Origin of the sequence: Paraburkholderia bryophila (genome assembly GCF_013409255.1) — a bacterium.
In the GTDB taxonomy this organism is placed as follows: domain Bacteria; phylum Pseudomonadota; class Gammaproteobacteria; order Burkholderiales; family Burkholderiaceae; genus Paraburkholderia.
The window spans coordinates 1,120,023-1,136,605 of the sequence record NZ_JACCAS010000001.1; the positions used below are offsets into that span (position 1 = coordinate 1,120,023).

The 16,583-nt window shown below is 63.1% G+C and carries 10 protein-coding genes and 1 pseudogene; 4 read left to right on the plus strand and 7 right to left on the minus strand.

Annotated elements, in window-relative coordinates:
* Positions 1 to 153: 153 nt before the first annotated feature.
* Entirely contained in the window at positions 154 to 1,980 is a 1,827-nt protein-coding gene (gene typA / locus GGD40_RS05060) for a translational GTPase TypA (protein ID WP_179705323.1), read from the minus strand.
* A 344-nt stretch (positions 1,981 to 2,324) separates the two neighbouring features.
* Between typA and GGD40_RS05065 the strand changes: the two genes are divergently transcribed.
* From GGD40_RS05065 to GGD40_RS05080, 4 genes and pseudogenes are all read left to right on the plus strand, one after another.
* Positions 2,325 to 2,843, plus strand: a complete 519-nt coding sequence (locus tag GGD40_RS05065) for a MarR family winged helix-turn-helix transcriptional regulator (protein ID WP_179705325.1) — start codon at positions 2,325 to 2,327, stop codon at positions 2,841 to 2,843.
* Between the two features lie 46 nt (positions 2,844 to 2,889).
* Positions 2,890 to 4,407 (plus strand): efflux transporter outer membrane subunit, encoded by a 1,518-nt coding sequence (locus GGD40_RS05070; RefSeq protein WP_179705327.1) that lies wholly within the window; start codon positions 2,890 to 2,892, stop codon positions 4,405 to 4,407.
* Between the two features lie 79 nt (positions 4,408 to 4,486).
* Positions 4,487 to 5,731, plus strand: a complete 1,245-nt coding sequence (locus GGD40_RS05075) for an HlyD family secretion protein (RefSeq protein ID WP_179705330.1) — start codon at positions 4,487 to 4,489, stop codon at positions 5,729 to 5,731.
* A 19-nt stretch (positions 5,732 to 5,750) separates the two neighbouring features.
* A pseudogene (locus GGD40_RS05080) lies at positions 5,751 to 7,325 on the plus strand (DHA2 family efflux MFS transporter permease subunit); the annotation flags it as partial.
* A 128-nt stretch (positions 7,326 to 7,453) separates the two neighbouring features.
* Here GGD40_RS05080 and truB read toward each other — a convergent pair.
* From truB to rluB, 6 genes are all read right to left on the minus strand, one after another.
* Positions 7,454 to 8,389, minus strand: a complete 936-nt coding sequence (truB, locus tag GGD40_RS05085) for a tRNA pseudouridine(55) synthase TruB (RefSeq protein ID WP_179742984.1) — start codon at positions 8,387 to 8,389, stop codon at positions 7,454 to 7,456.
* A gap of 110 nt (positions 8,390 to 8,499) precedes the next feature.
* Positions 8,500 to 8,865 (minus strand): 30S ribosome-binding factor RbfA, encoded by a 366-nt coding sequence (gene rbfA, locus GGD40_RS05090; RefSeq protein WP_179742985.1) that lies wholly within the window; start codon positions 8,863 to 8,865, stop codon positions 8,500 to 8,502.
* 200 nt (positions 8,866 to 9,065) lie between these two features.
* Complete coding sequence (infB, locus tag GGD40_RS05095; protein WP_179742986.1) at positions 9,066 to 12,038, minus strand: translation initiation factor IF-2; 2,973 nt, start codon at positions 12,036 to 12,038, stop codon at positions 9,066 to 9,068.
* A gap of 94 nt (positions 12,039 to 12,132) precedes the next feature.
* On the minus strand, positions 12,133 to 13,608 hold the full coding sequence (nusA, locus tag GGD40_RS05100) for a transcription termination factor NusA (RefSeq protein ID WP_035550919.1): 1,476 nt from the start codon (positions 13,606 to 13,608) through the stop codon (positions 12,133 to 12,135).
* Positions 13,605 to 14,063 carry a ribosome maturation factor RimP gene (gene rimP, locus GGD40_RS05105; protein WP_035550921.1) on the minus strand — a complete coding sequence of 153 codons (459 nt, stop codon included), beginning with the start codon at positions 14,061 to 14,063 and terminating at the stop codon, positions 13,605 to 13,607. The genes nusA and rimP overlap by 4 nt, the downstream gene beginning before the upstream one ends.
* A gap of 615 nt (positions 14,064 to 14,678) precedes the next feature.
* Complete coding sequence (gene rluB, locus GGD40_RS05110; protein ID WP_179742987.1) at positions 14,679 to 16,571, minus strand: 23S rRNA pseudouridine(2605) synthase RluB; 1,893 nt, start codon at positions 16,569 to 16,571, stop codon at positions 14,679 to 14,681.
* Between the last annotated feature and the right edge of the window lie 12 nt (positions 16,572 to 16,583).

Sequence of the window (16,583 nt, forward strand, 5' to 3'; positions counted from 1 at the left end):
AACAGTCTTCTGCGGCAAACGGGGCCAATTGGTCATCAGGCTTCACCAGGCCGCATGGGCGCAGAAACGACAAAAGCCGCCCGGAGGCGGCTTTTGTCTACAGCGAACCGGCTTTGGCGCCCGGTTGTCTGCGTGCCTAGTGCACTGCGCTGCTTAGTCCACTGCGCCCTTACGGCTTGCGCTGCGGCGCTCGTGTTCCTTCAGGTAACGCTTGCGCAGTCGGATGGATTGCGGCGTGACTTCGACGAGTTCGTCGTCGTCGATGAATTCGACCGCGTATTCCAGCGACATCTGGATCGGCGGCACGAGGCGCACCGCTTCGTCGGTACCCGACGAACGCACGTTGGTCAGTTGCTTGCCCTTGATCGGGTTCACGACCAGGTCGTTGTCACGGCTGTGAATGCCGATGATCATGCCTTCGTACAGCGGCTCGCCCGGCGACACGAACATACGGCCGCGATCCTGCAGCTTCCACAGTGCGTAGGCGACAGCCGCGCCGTCGTCCTGCGAAATCAGCACGCCGTTGCGACGCTCGCCCACCGCGCCCTCACGGACCGGCTGATACGAGTCGAACGTGTGGCTCATCAGGCCCGTGCCGCGCGTGAGCGTGAGGAATTCCGACTGGAAGCCGATCAGGCCGCGCGCCGAAATACGGTACTCGAGACGCGTACGGCCACGGCCGTCCGACGCCATGTCGAGCATTTCGCCCTTACGGCGGCCCAGCTCTTCCATCACGCCACCCTGGTGGCCGTCTTCCATGTCGACGGTCAGGTTTTCGTACGGCTCGTGCTTCACGCCGTCGATTTCCTGCATCACCACGCGCGGACGCGACACGGCCAGCTCATAGCCTTCGCGACGCATGTTTTCCACCAGAATGGTCAGGTGCAATTCACCGCGGCCTGCCACTTCGAACGTGGTTTCGTCGCCGGTTTCTTTCACGCGCAACGCGACGTTGTGGTTCAGTTCCTTCATCAGGCGGTCACGAATCTGACGGCTCGTGACGAACTTGCCTTCGCGGCCGGCCAGCGGCGACGAATTGACGAGGAAGTTCATGGTCAGCGTCGGTTCGTCGACGGTGATCATGGGCAGCGCTTCCGGTTGTTCCGGTGCGCAGATGGTCACGCCGATACCGATTTCTTCGATACCGTTGATCAGCACGATGTCGCCGGCTTCAGCCGACTCGACCTGCACGCGCTCGAGACCCTTGAACGACAGCACCTGGTTGATCTTGCGGTTCAGGATCGCGCCATCAGGGCCCGAACGAACGGCGACCGACATGCCCGGCTTGATCGTGCCGCGCGTGATACGGCCCACGCCGATACGGCCGACGTACGACGAATAGTCCAGCGACGTGATCTGCAGTTGCAGCGGCGCGCTCGGATCAGCCGGGCGCACCGGCACGTGTTGCAGCACGGCTTCGAACAGCGGACGCATGTCGCCTTCACGCACGTCTTGCGTCAAACCGGCGTAACCGTTCAGGCCCGACGCGTAGACGATCGGGAAGTCGAGTTGTTCATCCGTTGCACCCAGCTTGTCGAACAGGTCGAACGTCTGGTTGATCACCCAGTCGATCCGCGCGCCCGGCCGGTCGACCTTATTGATCACGACGATCGGCTTCAGGCCGAGCGCCAGCGCTTTCTTGGTCACGAAGCGCGTTTGCGGCATCGGGCCTTCGACCGCGTCCACCAGCAGCAGCACCGAGTCGACCATCGACAGCACGCGCTCCACTTCGCCGCCGAAGTCGGCGTGGCCCGGCGTGTCGACGATGTTGATGTGCGTGCCTTCGTACTCGACCGCGCAGTTCTTCGACAGAATCGTGATACCACGTTCTTTTTCGATGTCGTTCGAGTCCATCACGCGCTCGACGACCTGCTGGTTGTCGCGGAACGTGGCGGTCTGACGGAGCAGTTGATCGACGAGCGTAGTCTTGCCGTGGTCGACGTGGGCAATGATGGCGATGTTGCGTAGGGCGCGGGTCATAGGAAACCTGGAGACAGTTGGAGTGCGCCGCTTGCTTAGCCGGTTACTTATCGGTTGCCAGATAAACCACGAAACCACGACAAGCCCAAAGCGCACTTTTGGGAACCCAACATTATAGCACGCAGAAATGAAGCTATCTCGTATTCCCTGATTGCGCACTCGGCCTTGGCGCGACCGGGCACGGAACACCCTGCCCGCGCCGATCGGCGCAACCCTACGCAAAACCGCGCGCATCGTGCCTTGAGCCGTAATGGATCCTTGCCTAAGCTGTAATAACGCTTGCCGCGTCAACCAACGGACCTCTATACTCCTGCCTAGTCAACCATTGCATTCGCACGAGAATCATGACGGAGCATTCCCCTACTCCCACGCCGGACCTCAGCCAGTATCAGCTCGGCGAAAGCGTCGGCTATCTGCTGTCGCGCGTGAAATCGACCATGTCGAACCTGGTCACGCAACGTAGCATGGCCGAACTGGGCATCACCAGCCAGCAGGGCAGCATCCTGTTCATGGTGGCGAGCGGCAAATGCCTGCTGGCGGCCGAACTGGCGCGCGAATACGGCATCGACGCGAGCGCCGTCACGCGTCTGGTCGACCGGTTGGAGAAGCGCGGCCTGCTGACCCGGGTGCGCAGCAACGAAGACCGGCGCGTGGTGCGCCTCGCGCTGACGCCGGAAGGTCACGCGATCGCGGCGAAAATGCCGGCCATTTTCAACGGTGTGCTGGACGACCTGCTGAACGGCTTCACGCCCGAAGAAGTGGGTTTTCTGAAGAGCATGTTGCGCCGTGTGCTCGTCAATTCCGGTGAACAAACGGGACTAACCCGTGATGCAGCAAGCAATTTTGACAGCAAATCGTCATAGATTGCTTGCAGTGTCCATCATTACATTCCACTCAAAGAGTCGAGCGATGAAATCCCTTTCCCTGTCCGCGTCCGCGCTTTCGCGCCGGACCGCTGTCGCCGCCGCGGTGACGGCGCTCGCCCTCACGGGGTGCGCGAACTACTTCGGCATGAAAAGCGACAAGCAGATCTCGTCGCCGGCTCAGTACGAGTCCTCCCAGAGTCTGTCGGGCCAGGGCGGCCAGTGGCCGTCGCTCGACTGGGCCAACCAGTTCGGCGACCCGCAGTTGCCCAAGCTGATCGCGGAAGCGCTGGAAGGCAGCCCGTCGATCGCGCAGGCGCAGGCACGGATCGCGAAGGCGTCGTCGTATATCGAAAGCTCGCGCTCGGCGCTGTATCCGAAGGTTAACGGCAGCTATTCGTGGACCCGCGAACTGTTCTCCGGCAACGCGCTCTACCCGCCTCCGTACGGCGGCACCTGGTATAGCGAGAACAACGTGCTCGCCAGCGCGTCGTGGGATCTCGACCTGTGGGGCAAGAATCGCCAGCGCCTCGGTCAGGCCGTGTCGCAGGAAAAGGCCGCCGAGGCCGACATGCAGCAGGCGCGCGTCACGCTCGCCGCGTCGGTGGCGAGCTCGTATAACCAGCTCGCGCAGCTATATGCGTTCCGCGACATCGCCGCGCGCGAAATCGCCAACCGCCAGGATATCGGCCGCATTACGAACGGCCGCGTGGCCGCCGGCCTCGACACCAATGTCGAGCGGCAAACCGCGAACGGCAACATCGCGACCAGCCAGTCGAATTTGACCGACCTCGACGGCCAGATCACCGTGGTGCGTTACCAGTTGGGCGCGCTGCTCGGCAAGGGGCCGGACCGCGGCCTGCAGATCGCCCAGCCGGTGCTGACCAACGGCAACGCGGTGGCGCTGCCGGATAACCTGCCGGCCGACCTCGTCGCGCGTCGTGCGGATATCGTCGCCGCGCGCTGGCAAGTGGAAGCCGCCATGCACGATGTGAAAGAGGCCAAGGCCGAATTCTTCCCGGACGTGAATCTCGCGGCCGGCGTCGGCTTCGACGCGTTCGGCTGGGGCCGCTTCCTCAAATCCGGCAGCCGTCAGATGCAACTCGGCCCGGCGATCCATCTGCCGATCTTCGACGCCGGCGCGCTGCGCTCGCAGTTGAAGGGCCGTTTCGCCGATTTCGACCTGGACGTAGCGAACTACAACCAGACGCTGATCAGCGCGCTGTCGGACGTCGCGACGCAAGTCTCGTCGATCCGTTCGATCGACCAGCAGTCCGGCGACGCCCAACGCGCGCTCGACGCGTCGACCAAGGCGTACCAGCTGGCCGTGATCCGCTACAAGGCCGGACTGTCGCCGCAGTTGCAGGTGCTGACCGCCGACCAGAATCGCCTCGCCGCCGAACAGACGGTCACCAGCCTGAAGATGCGCCGCCGCGATATGCAGATCGGCCTCATCAAGGCGCTCGGCGGCGGTTTCGACGCGACGCAGACCGGCCTCGTGGCGCCGACCGATGCCCCGGCATCGGCGACCACCGCAACTGCCGCGACCGCAGCGGCGAACTGAGCGCATCGCACGAAGCCACGCACAACACGCAAGAACATCCGAATAAACGACGACGTTTAAGAGAACCCGGAGCACATCAATGAGCACCCCCCAGCAGCCCGCGGCTAACACCCAACCGGCCCAACCGGCGAACAACGGCAAACGCAAGCGCATGATGACGCTGCTCGTCATCGTGATCCTGATCGCCGCGATCGCTTACGGCTTTTACTACTTCCTCGTCGCGCGCTTCCACGAAGACACCGACGACGCCTACGTGAACGGCAACGTGGTGCAGATCACGCCGCAAGTCACCGGCACCGTGGTCGCCGTGAACGCGGACGACACGCAAACCGTCAAGGCCGGCGATCCGCTGGTCGTGCTCGATCCGGCCGACGCGCGCGTCGCGCTGGAACAGGCCGAAGCGAATCTCGCGCAAACGGTGCGCCAGGTGCGCGGCCTGTTCGCCGACGACAACCAGTACGAAGCGCAAGTCGCCCAGCGCCAGTCCGATCTGTCGCGCGCTCAGGACGATCTGAAGCGCCGTCTGGCCGTCGCGCAGACCGGCGCGGTGTCGCTGGAAGAAATCTCGCACGCCCGCGACGCCGTGAAGAGCGCGCAAGCCTCCGTCGACGCCGCCCAGCAGCAACTGGCGTCGAACCGCGCGCTGACCGCCAACACCACGATCGCGAATCACCCGAACGTGCAGGCTTCGGCCGCGAAGGTGCGCGACGCGTACCTGAACAACGCGCGTAACAACCTGCCGGCGCCCGTCACGGGCTACGTCGCGAAACGTTCGGTGCAGGTCGGCCAGCGCGTTTCGCCGGGCACCCCGCTGATGGCGATCGTGCCGCTCGGCGGCGTGTGGGTCGATGCGAACTTCAAGGAAGTGCAACTGAAGTACATGCACATCGGCCAGCCGGTCGAACTGACGGCCGACGTGTATGGTTCGTCGGTGGTGTACCACGGCAAGGTGGTCGGCTTCTCGGCGGGCACGGGTTCGGCGTTCTCGCTGCTGCCCGCGCAGAACGCCACCGGCAACTGGATCAAGGTGGTGCAGCGTCTGCCGGTGCGGATCGCGCTCGACCCGCAGGAACTTGAGAAGCATCCGCTGCGTATCGGCCTGTCGATGCAAGCCGACGTCAGCATCAAGGACCAGAGCGGCGGCCAGCTCGGCGAAGCGCCGAACACGGTCTATCAGACCAACGTGTTCGAGAAGTACGGCGATCAGGCCGATGCGGAAATCGCCCGCATCATTTCGGAAAACGCCGGCCCGAACGGCGGCACGCCGAAGCCGGCTCAGGCAGCCGCGGCGGCCCCGGCCAAGCCCGCTGCAAAACTGATGTAAGCGGCGCGACGATTCATACAAGGTTTTTTTAATGGCTCAGGCTCAGGCGCAAGTCCCTCACCCGCCGCTCGAGGGCGCGCAACTGGTGATCGGCACCATCGCGGTGTCGCTTGCCGTGTTCATGAACGTGCTCGACACGTCCATCGCGAACGTGTCGATTCCATCCATTTCGGGCGACCTCGGCGTGTCGTCCGATCAGGGCACGTGGGTGATTACGTCGTTCGCGGTCGCCAACGCGATCTCCGTGCCGCTGACCGGCTGGCTCACCCAGCGGTTTGGCCAGGTGCGGCTGTTCATGGCGTCGATCATTCTGTTCGTGATCTCGTCGTGGATGTGCGGCCTGGCGCCGACGCTGCCGTTCCTGCTCGCCTCGCGCGTGCTGCAAGGTGCGGTGGCCGGTCCGATGATTCCGCTGTCGCAGACGCTGCTGCTCGCCAGCTATCCACGCGCCAAGGCGCCGATGGCCTTATCGATGTGGGCGATGACCACACTGATCGCGCCGGTGGCCGGGCCGATTCTCGGCGGCTGGATCTCGGACAACATTTCGTGGCCGTGGATTTTCTACGTCAACATTCCGGTCGGCGCGATTGCCGCCGGGGCAACGTGGATGATCTTCCGCAACCGCGATTCGGAGATCAGAAAAGCACCGATCGACGGTGTCGGTCTCGGCTTGCTGATCCTCTGGGTCGGCTCGCTTCAAGTGATGCTGGACAAGGGCAAGGATCTCGACTGGTTCTCGTCGACGACCGTCGTCGTGCTGGGGCTCACCGCGGTGATCTCGCTCGCGTTCTTTATCGTGTGGGAGTTGACGGCCGAGCATCCGGTGGTCGATCTTTCGCTGTTCAGCCGGCGCAATTTCACGAGCGGCACGATCGCGCTGTCGATCGGTTACGGGCTGTACTTCGGCAACCTCGTGTTGCTGCCGTTGTGGCTGCAAACCGATATCGGCTACACCGCCACCGAAGCCGGTCTCGTGATGGCGCCGGTCGGCGTGTTCGCGGTACTGCTGTCGCCGATTACCGGCAAGATACTGCCGCGTACCGATCCGCGGTATATCGCGACGCTGTCGTTCCTCGTGTTCGCGCTGTGTTTCTGGATGCGCTCGCGCTATACGACCGGCGTCGATACTTATTCGCTGCTGGTGCCTACGTTGATTCAGGGGATCGGCATGGCGGGATTCTTCATTCCGCTGGTGTCGATCACGCTGTCGGGCTTGCCGGGCAACCGGATTCCGGCGGCGTCGGGCCTGTCGAATTTCGTGCGGATCATGTGCGGCGGTATCGGCACGTCGATCTTCCAGACCGCGTGGGATCACCGCACGATCATGCATCACGCGCAACTGGCCGAGCAGGCGAGCGCCTATAACCCGGTCTTCGATCAGTCGATCCGGCAGATGGGCGCGGCCGGTTTCAGTCAACCGCAAGCGTATGGTCTGTTCAATACGATGGCCACGCAGCAGGCCGCGCAGTTGGGTGTGAACGATCTGTTTTTCGTGTCGGCGGGCATTTTCGTCGCGCTGATCGCGCTGATCTGGATGGCGCGGCCGGAACGTGCGGGTGGCGATGCCGGTGCGGCGGCTGCGGCGGCGCACTGAGATTCAGTTTGGTTGCTGCGCTGTAGAGACGATGGAATGCGATGTGAAAAAAAGGCGGGATCGCTTGGTAGCGATCCCGCCTTTTTATTTGTGGCGGGTATGTCTGGTTGCTGGGTTCAGCGAGCTGCTTAACTCTCCGCGGTGACCACCAAACGTTCGGGCGCCAGCACACCCTCACCCGGCTTCGCGACGCCAAGCAGCCGACCTTCCGCGGCATATACTCTGACGCGCGGTGCATTCGCTGCTTCGCTGCTAATACTCAACTCGGACAGCTTCAGACGCTGACCGTGCAGAAAGCGGCGCGTCGCGTCTTCATTCAACTCGACGGACGGGAACGTCGACAACAACGCATCCACCGGTTGCAGCCACGTATCACGCTCGGCTTCCGTGGCGTCGGACAACGCGTCGAGCGTCACCGAATTCTCCAGCGTCAGCGCGCCCACACCCGTACGCCGCAACGCGACCAGATGCGCGCCGCAACCCAACGCTTCGCCGATATCTTCAGCCAGCGTGCGCACGTACGTCCCCTTGGTGCAGGTCACCCGAAACGTCACGTCAGGCAACGCGCACGCGAGCAGGTCGAGCTTGAGGATCGTCACCTGGCGCCCTTCCCGCTCGACCGTCTGGCCGGCGCGCGCGTATTCGTACAACGGTTTGCCGTCGCGCTTGAGCGCCGAATACATCGGCGGAACCTGGGTGATCTCGCCGAGAAAACGGCTCATGGCCGCCTGAACCGCGGCCTCGTCGCACCTCACGGGGCGCGTGTCGATCGCTTCGCCTTCGGCGTCGCCGGTGGTCGTGCGAATGCCGAGGCGCATCGTGGCCTCGTAGGTCTTGTCGGCTTCGAGCAGGTCCTGCGAAAACTTGGTGGCTTCGCCGAAACACAGCGGCAGCAAACCAGTGGCGAGCGGATCGAGCGTGCCGGTATGGCCCGCCTTTTTCGCCAGATAGAGACGCTTCGCGCGAATCAGCGCGTCGTTGCTCGACAGGCCGAGCGGCTTGTCGAGCAGCAGCACGCCATCGAGCGCGCGACGCGGCACGCGGGGACGTTGAGGAGCGGTCATGTCAGAAAGACAGAGTCTTCGATGGATACGGAAAACGGCGCTGGGTGCGGTGTGGGTTGGTGCTTTCGGCTTGGTGCCGTAAGCAACCTACGCCGCCGCTCACAGCGCACTCAGTCTTCTTTCGCGCGACTAGCGTTGGCTTCGTCGATCAGCTTCGACATCTCGACAGCCCGCTCGATCGTCTGGTCGTAGTGGAAATGCAGCGTCGGCACGGTATGGATATGCAGAAGTTTGAACAGCTGATTGTGCAGATGACCGGCCGCATGCGTCAGCGCTTCGAGCGTCTGTCGCGGGTCGCCCGTCAGCGTCGTGAAATAGATTTTGGCGTGCGCGTAATCCGGCGTCAGTTCGACACTTTGAATCGTGACGATACCGATACGCGGATCTTTGACCTCGCGCAGCAGCACGGACAGATCGCGCTGGATCTGATCGGCGATCTGCACGTTGCGATTGGGAGAAGTACGTTTTTTAGGCATGGTGTTATGTGATCCGCTTGGGCGGATGCAAAAAAGTGGGTTCGCGCAGCTGCGGCCTGCCGATGGTTCGTGGAGCGACGCTTGAGCGGCTCCATGCTATCTACAACAGGTCAGACCGCCTGCGCGAAACGGCGGGCCCAAAAACAACGGGCGGAGCGGGCGTTAAAGCCCGCTCCGCCCGTTGAGCCGTGCCGCGTGAATTACAGCGTACGCGCGACTTCGGTGATCTCGAAGACTTCGAACTGATCGCCTTCGACGATATCGTTGAAGTTCTTGATCGACATACCGCACTCGAAGCCCTGACGGACTTCCTTGACGTCGTCCTTGAAGCGCTTGAGCGAGTCGAGTTCACCCGTGAAGATGACGACGTTGTTGCGCAGCACGCGCACCGACGACGAGCGCTTGACGAAACCGTCCGTGACCATACAGCCTGCCACTGCGCCGATCTTCGGTACCTTGAAGACCTGACGCACTTCGACCGTACCGGTAATGATTTCGCGCTTCTCCGGCGCCAGCATGCCCGACATCGCGGCCTTCACGTCATCTACTGCGTCATAGATGATGTTGTAGTAGCGAATATCGACACCGTTGGATTCCGCCAGCTTGCGAGCCTGCGCATCCGCACGGGTGTTGAAGCCGATGATGACCGCCTTCGATGCCGTTGCCAGATTGACGTCGGACTCGCTGATACCACCCACGGCGCCGTGCACGATCTGTACGCGCACTTCGTCCGTCGACAGTTTGAGCAGCGACTGCACCAACGCTTCCTGCGAACCTTGCACGTCGGCCTTGACGATGAGCGGCATGTACGCCACTTCGCCTTCGGTCATCTGTTCCAGCATGTTCTCGAGCTTCGCGGCCTGTTGCTTGGCCAGCTTGACATCGCGGAACTTGCCTTGACGGAACAGCGCGACTTCACGTGCCTTGCGGTCGTCCGGCATGACGATGACTTCTTCGCCAGCTTGCGGGACTTCCGACAGACCCTGAATTTCGACCGGGATCGACGGACCCGCCGACTTGGTCGGCTTGCCGGTTTCGTCGAGCATGGCTCGCACACGACCGTAAGCGCTACCTGCCAGCACCACATCGCCGCGGTTCAGCGTACCCGACTGGACCAGGATCGTTGCAACCGGACCCTTACCCTTGTCGAGCTTCGCTTCGATGACGAGGCCCTTGGCCGGTGCTTCGACCGGTGCTGTCAGTTCCAGCACTTCGGCTTGCAGCAGCACTTGTTCGAGCAGATCGTCGATGCCCGCGCCGGTCTTGGCCGACACCGGCACGAACGGCGATTCGCCACCGTACTCTTCCGGCACGACGCCTTCAGCGACGAGTTCCTGCTTCACGCGTTCCAGATTCGCATCCGGCTTGTCGATCTTGTTGATCGCGACGACGAGCGGCACGCCGCCTGCCTTCGCGTGAGCGATCGCTTCCTTCGTTTGCGGCATCACGCCGTCGTCGGCTGCGACCACCAGAATCACGATGTCGGTTGCCTTCGCACCGCGGGCACGCATGGCCGTGAAGGCCTCGTGACCCGGCGTGTCGAGGAACGTGATCACGCCGCGCGGCGTTTCCACGTGGTACGCGCCGATGTGCTGCGTAATCCCGCCCGCTTCACCCGCTGCAACCTTCGCGCGGCGGATGTAGTCGAGCAGCGAGGTCTTGCCGTGGTCGACGTGACCCATGACCGTGACGACCGGCGGACGCGGCAATGCTTCCGCATCCGAAATTTCGCCTTCGACCAGCATGGCTTCCGGATCGTCCAGCTTGGCCGCAACCGCGTGGTGACCCAGTTCCTCGACGATGATCATCGCCGTTTCCTGGTCCAGCATCTGGTTGATCGTGACCATCTGGCCGAGCTTCATCATCGACTTGATGACTTCCGACGCCTTCACCGCCATCTTGTGCGCCAAGTCGGCCACCGTGATGGTTTCCGGCACGTGCACTTCACGCACGATCGGTTCGGTCGGCGCCTGGAACGTGGTGTTCTGGTCCTGATGCTTGCCGCGACCCTTCGGGCCACCGCGCCAGCCGCGATCGACACCGCCGCTCGTATCGCCGCGCGTCTTGATACCGCGGCGCTTGGCTGCGTCGTCCTGCCAGCCGCCCTTACCGCCGCCCGGCTTCTTCTTGTCGCCGGCAGCCGGCGTGGTCGTAGCAGCCGGAGCCGCAGCAGCCGGCTTCTTGGCAGCCGGACGTGCCGGCGCTTCACCCGCCGGACGCGCCGGCTTGTGCAGCGTGCCCTTGGCTTCCGCGGCCTTGACCGGCTCAGCGGGCTTCGGTGCCGGTTCCGGCGCCTTGACCTGCGCCTTGCGCGGCGTGTTCATCATTTCGCGAATCGCACGTGCTTCGGCTTCTGCCGCGGCACGGCGCTTGGCGATTTCTTCCTGCTCGGCGCGCGCTTTCTCGGCGGCCTGACGCGCTGCGTCTTCGGCCTTCTTCGCGGCTTCGCGTTGCGCTGCGCGTTCTGCCGCGGCGCGTTCGTCGTCCTGCTCGCTTTCCTTCGCGACCACCGGCTCGGCTGCCTTGGCAGCGACCGGCTCGGCCTTGGCCGTCACCGGCTGCGCAGCTTGCGTTGCCGGCTGCTGAGTCTTCTCGCGGGCTGCCGCCTCGGCCGCAGCCGCTGCGCGCTTCTTCGCCGCGTCTTCTTCCGCACGGCGGCGCTCGGCTTCTGCAGCCTGCTCACGCGCCTGACGTTCGGCTTCTTCGCGTTCGAGTTGTTCCTGACGCGCCTTCAGCTCCTGAGCCTGCTTTTCAAGCAGCTCAGCTTCGTGACGAGCTTCCTCTTCACGACGCTGCAGTTCGAGATCGTCAACTTCGACCTCGACATCTTCGGCCACATGATTCGATGCATCCCCGCCTTCACCGGCGGCTTCGTCGCGGCGGACGAAAGTGCGCTTCTTACGCACCTCGACCTGAATGGTGCGAGCTTTGCCCGTCGCATCGGACTGCTTGATCTCCGACGTATGCCGTTTCGTCAGCGTGATCTTGCGCTTGTCTGCATCAGTCGAGCCGTGAGACTTGCGCAAGTGGTCGAGCAGACGCGCTTTGTCCGTTTCGGACAAAGAGTCGGCTTCGCTCGCCTTGGTGACGCCAGCCGCCTGCAGCTGCTCAAGCAGCACGCCTGCAGGCATTTTCAGTTCCGCGGCAAATTGGGCTACGTTGTTACTCGCCATTCATTCCTCTTAATGCAAGGACCGATTCCTTGCGGTTAGCATCGGGTCATGCGGCCTGACGGCCGCGTTCAATTTAGTGCGCCATGGTCATTTCTCACTGGAACCAGTGTTCACGTGCTTTCATGATCAACGCCTTAGCGGCATCCTCTTCCATCCCAGTCATCTCGACCAGTTCATCCACAGCCAGTTCGGCGAGTTCGTCGCGCGTCTGGATCTGGTGTTCAGCCAGCTTCGCGAGCAGGTCGGCGTCCATGCCGTCCAGGCTCTTCAGGTCGAGCGCTACATTTTCGACCTTTTCTTCATTCGCGATAGCCTGCGTCAGCAACGCGTCGCGCGAGCGGTTACGCAGTTCGTGAACGGTGTCTTCGTCGAATGCTTCGATTTCAAGCATTTCGTTGAGCGGCACGTAGGCAATCTCTTCGAGGCTCGTGAAGCCTTCGTCGATCAGGATGTCGGCCACTTCTTCGTCGACATCAAGACGCGCCATGAACAGGTCACGCAATACGCCGCGCTCCTGATTCTGCTTCTGCGCAGATTCGTCCGGCGTCATGATGTTGATCTGCCAGCCGGTGAGTTCGCTAGCAAGACGCACGTTCTGGCCGCTGCGGCCGATCGCGACCGCCAGTTCGTTTTCGTCTACGACGACGTCCATCGAATGCTTTTCTTCATCGACGACGATCGACTGGACGGCTGCCGGCGCGAGGGCGCCGATCACAAACTGGGCGGGATCTTCCGACCATAGCACGATGTCGACGTTTTCGCCACCGAGCTCGTTACGGACAGCCTGCACGCGCGAACCGCGAATACCGACGCACGTGCCGATCGGATCGATGCGCTTGTCGTACGCGACCACGCCGATCTTGGCGCGCACGCCCGGATCGCGGGCAGCCGCCTTGATTTCCAGAAGGCCCTGTTCGATTTCCGGCACTTCCATTTCGAACAGCTTCATCAGGAATTCGGGCGCCGTACGCGACAGTTCGATCTGCGGACCGCGCGCGGTGCGATCGACCTTCGCGATGTAGGCGCGCACGCGGTCTCCCACGCGCAGGTTTTCCTTCGGAATCAGCTGGTCGCGGCGCAGCAGCGCTTCGACACGGCCGGTTTCGACGATGAAGTTGCCCTTGTCGAGACGCTTCACCGAGCCGGTCATGATGTGCTCGCCGCGCTCGAGGAAGTCGTTCAGGATCTGCTCGCGTTCAGCGTCGCGCACCTTCTGCAGGATCACCTGCTTGGCGGCCTGCGCGCCGATACGACCGAATTCGATCGACGGCACCGGTTCTTCGATATATTCGTCGAGCTGAATTTCGGGTTGCTGTTCGCGTGCTTCGAACAACAGGATTTCCTGATCCGGTTCCTGCAAACCGGCTTCGTCCGGCACGACCTTCCAACGGCGAAACGTTTCGTGTTCGCCGCTTTCACGGTCGATCTGGACGCGGATATCCGCATCTTCTTCGAAGAGTTTCTTGGAGGCCGAAGCGAGAGCCGCTTCAAGCGCGGCATATACCACGTCTTTGTCGACGTTCTTCTCGCGTGCCAGCGCATCCACCAGCATCAACACTTCGCGACTCATTGTTTGCGGCTCCTAAAGTCAACTTTCGGAACGAGGCGTGCTTTGTCCATGTCCGCGAGCGTGAAATCGAGCATCGCGGCGCCTTCCTTCCCTTCAAATTCCAGACCGATCGTTTCGCCTTGCGGAGCATGCAGGATGCCCCGGTACGATTTCCGTCCGTCCAATGGCTTTTTCAATGTGATTACCACTTCGCTGCCTGCGAAGCGTTCGAAATCCGCCAGTTTCTTAAGCGGGCGATCGAGACCCGGCGACGACACTTCAAGCCGCTCGTAATCGATATTTTCGACCGTCAGAACGTGCTGGAGCTGACGCGTGACTTTCTCGCAGTCTTCAATCCCGATGCCGGCCGGCTGGTCGATATAGATACACAACATGCCGCGCCCGGTGCGCTCGAGATCGACGAGCTCGTAGCCGAGTCCCACGACCGTGGTTTCAATCAGTTCCGTCAGTTGCACAATGCCCTCTTAGATGTTCGCGCAGCGAGCCTGCCGCTTGTTTTGCAAACAACCAATGCGGGCCGCGCGCCAAGCTGGCGCACGTTCGTGCTACCCGAGATGCCGAACCACGATGAACTGAGCGGCAAAAAAAAATGGGCTAAACGCCCATCATCTTATTACCGGTGGTCGCACCTGAGCCGCACATAAAAAGCCGCACGCCCAGCGACTTCGCGATTGTAGCCATTTTTCAGGACAAACGCAAACCGCAGAACGCCGTGTGAAGCGCATTTCCGCTTGATTTCATGGGAATCTTTCGGGGATATGACGGCATTGCGGGGCTTTTGCAAGGCGGCTTGTGCCGCGCCCCGCCCGCGCCGGACAGCAAGGGGAAAAGAAACCTGCCCCTACTTTTATCTGTAGCGCGGTTTTATGCGTTGCATGAAACCGGCGAAACGCGTCGAACGATTTTGACGGCAACGTCATGGCAATCGTTGAAGAACGATTAACGGCCGGCCGTTACAGATAGATTACCTGCGACCCAAGGGGCCCTGACGGTTGTTTAACGGGCACTCGAAGAACCTGACGACTCGCCTCCCGAGCCCGTTAATAACCGCTCAACCTCACAGAGGCCGCTTAACGCCCGCGTGTGCGGCCGCGCGGTGCGCCGCCGCTACGATTGGCGCCGCCGCCCGGGTTGGCGTTACCGCCGCCCGCGCGGTTACCGTTCCCGCCACGGTTGGCGCCCGGCCCGCGACCGCCGCCGTTGCCAGGATTAGCGCCGCTGCCGCCGCTGCCGCCAGCGCGCTTGCCACCACCCCCCGCACGATTACCATTGCCCGACGGTGCGCGATTGCCGTCGACCTCACGACCGCCACGCGGACCAGCCGCACCGCCGCCACTGCCCATCGGACCACTGAAGCCACCAGCGCTGCGGCCCGTGCCGCGATTGCCGTAGCCGCCACCGACACCACCACCGGCCCCGCCTGCACTGCCGCCGAAGCCGCCGCCCGCCGCACCGCGCCGGCCTTGACCGCGCGGCTGCTGCTGATCGAAACGGCCATGCGACATGAGCACGGGTTCACGGTTGATAAAGCCCATCGACGTTTGCATCGGATCCGGCTGTTTACGCTCCGGCGCTGAATTGCGGCTGCCGCGCTCTTCCGACGGCGCTTTCAGGCCAACCGACGCCATCAGCGCGCGCACCTGATTGTCTTCGAGTTCTTCCCAGCGGCCGCGTTTCAGGCCCTTCGGCAGCGAAATCGCGCCGTGACGCGTACGAATCAGGCGGCTGACCATCAATCCGGCCGCCTCGAACATGCGACGCACTTCGCGGTTACGCCCTTCGGCGAGCGCGACGTGATACCAATGATTGGTGCCTTCGCCGCCACCATCGCGGATGCGCAGGAAACTCGCCGGACCGTCCTCCAGCTCGACGCCGTGCAGCAGCTTCTGACGCATGCCTTCGGCCAGTTCACCGACTACGCGCACCGCGTATTCACGTTCGACGCTATAGCGAGGATGCATGAAGCGGTTCGCCAGATCACCGGACGTGGTCAGCATCAGCAGACCTTCGGTATTGAAGTCGAGACGGCCAACCGCGAGCCACTTGGCGGTTTTCATCGGCGGCAGGCTGTCGAACACCGACGCACGGCCTTCCGGGTCGGCATGACTGACGATTTCGCCAGCCGGTTTGTGATACAGCAGCACGCGCGGCGGCTTGTTGGCCAGCTTGCGCTTGACCGGCTTACCGTTGATGCGGACCTGATCGGTCGGCATGATGCGCTGGCCGATGTGAGCCGGTTCGCCGTTCACCGACACCCGGCCGGCGACGATCAGCTCTTCCATGTCTCGACGCGAGCCCATGCCGGCTTCGGCCAGCACCTTGTGCAGTTTGGGCGCGTCGTCGTCGGCCGCCAGCACGCGCTTGGGCGCGACAGGCTTGCCACGGCGCACCATCGGCGCGGGTGCACCGCCGGTCGTGCCGTTATCCGCGTCGAAAGCCGGCGACGTGACGTACGAGAACAGATCGTCCTGACCGGCTTCCGGCGCTGCCGCCGCCGCTACCGGCGCCTCGGCGCCGCGGCGCCCCTGACGCTGACCACCTTCACGCGGTTGACGCTCACGCTGGCCTTCACGAGGCGCGCCATCGCGCTGACCGCCTTCACGCTTCGCGCCGCCGGCCGCGTTGCGACGTGGCCCCTGACCCTTCGCGCCCGCATCCTTGCGCGGCATCCGCACTTGCGCAACGACTTCGCCATCCGGCGGCGCTTCGGTGACGACCGGCGCGCCTTGCGCGGGTGCGCCTTCGGCGCCCTTCGTCTTTGCTCCAGCCCGGCGGCGCGCAATCAGGCTGCGCGGGCCGCGGCGCAGGCCGCGGCGCGGACGGTCTTCGCCGTCTGCTTCCGCGGTCTGCGCAGGGCGTTCGCCCTCGGCAGCAGACGCTTGCTGGGTGCGCGTTTCGTCAGCGCGCGCCGACGGCACGGCGCGGTCGGATTCGGACGAATCGGTGTCGTGGGTATGTGTCAAAACAACCTCAAA

Bases quoted from the DNA above. Each gene is read 5' to 3' on its own strand.
- truB (WP_179742984.1), bottom strand. From the start codon at position 8,389: ATGACCGCTCCTCAACGTCCCCGCGTGCCGCGTCGCGCGCTCGATGGC.
- infB (WP_179742986.1), bottom strand. From the start codon at position 12,038: ATGGCGAGTAACAACGTAGCCCAATTTGCCGCGGAACTGAAAATGCCT.
- typA (WP_179705323.1), bottom strand. From the start codon at position 1,980: ATGACCCGCGCCCTACGCAACATCGCCATCATTGCCCACGTCGACCAC.
- rbfA (WP_179742985.1), bottom strand. From the start codon at position 8,865: ATGCCTAAAAAACGTACTTCTCCCAATCGCAACGTGCAGATCGCCGAT.
- GGD40_RS05075 (WP_179705330.1), top strand. From the start codon at position 4,487: ATGAGCACCCCCCAGCAGCCCGCGGCTAACACCCAACCGGCCCAACCG.
- GGD40_RS05070 (WP_179705327.1), top strand. From the start codon at position 2,890: ATGAAATCCCTTTCCCTGTCCGCGTCCGCGCTTTCGCGCCGGACCGCT.
- GGD40_RS05065 (WP_179705325.1), top strand. From the start codon at position 2,325: ATGACGGAGCATTCCCCTACTCCCACGCCGGACCTCAGCCAGTATCAG.
- nusA (WP_035550919.1), bottom strand. From the start codon at position 13,608: ATGAGTCGCGAAGTGTTGATGCTGGTGGATGCGCTGGCACGCGAGAAG.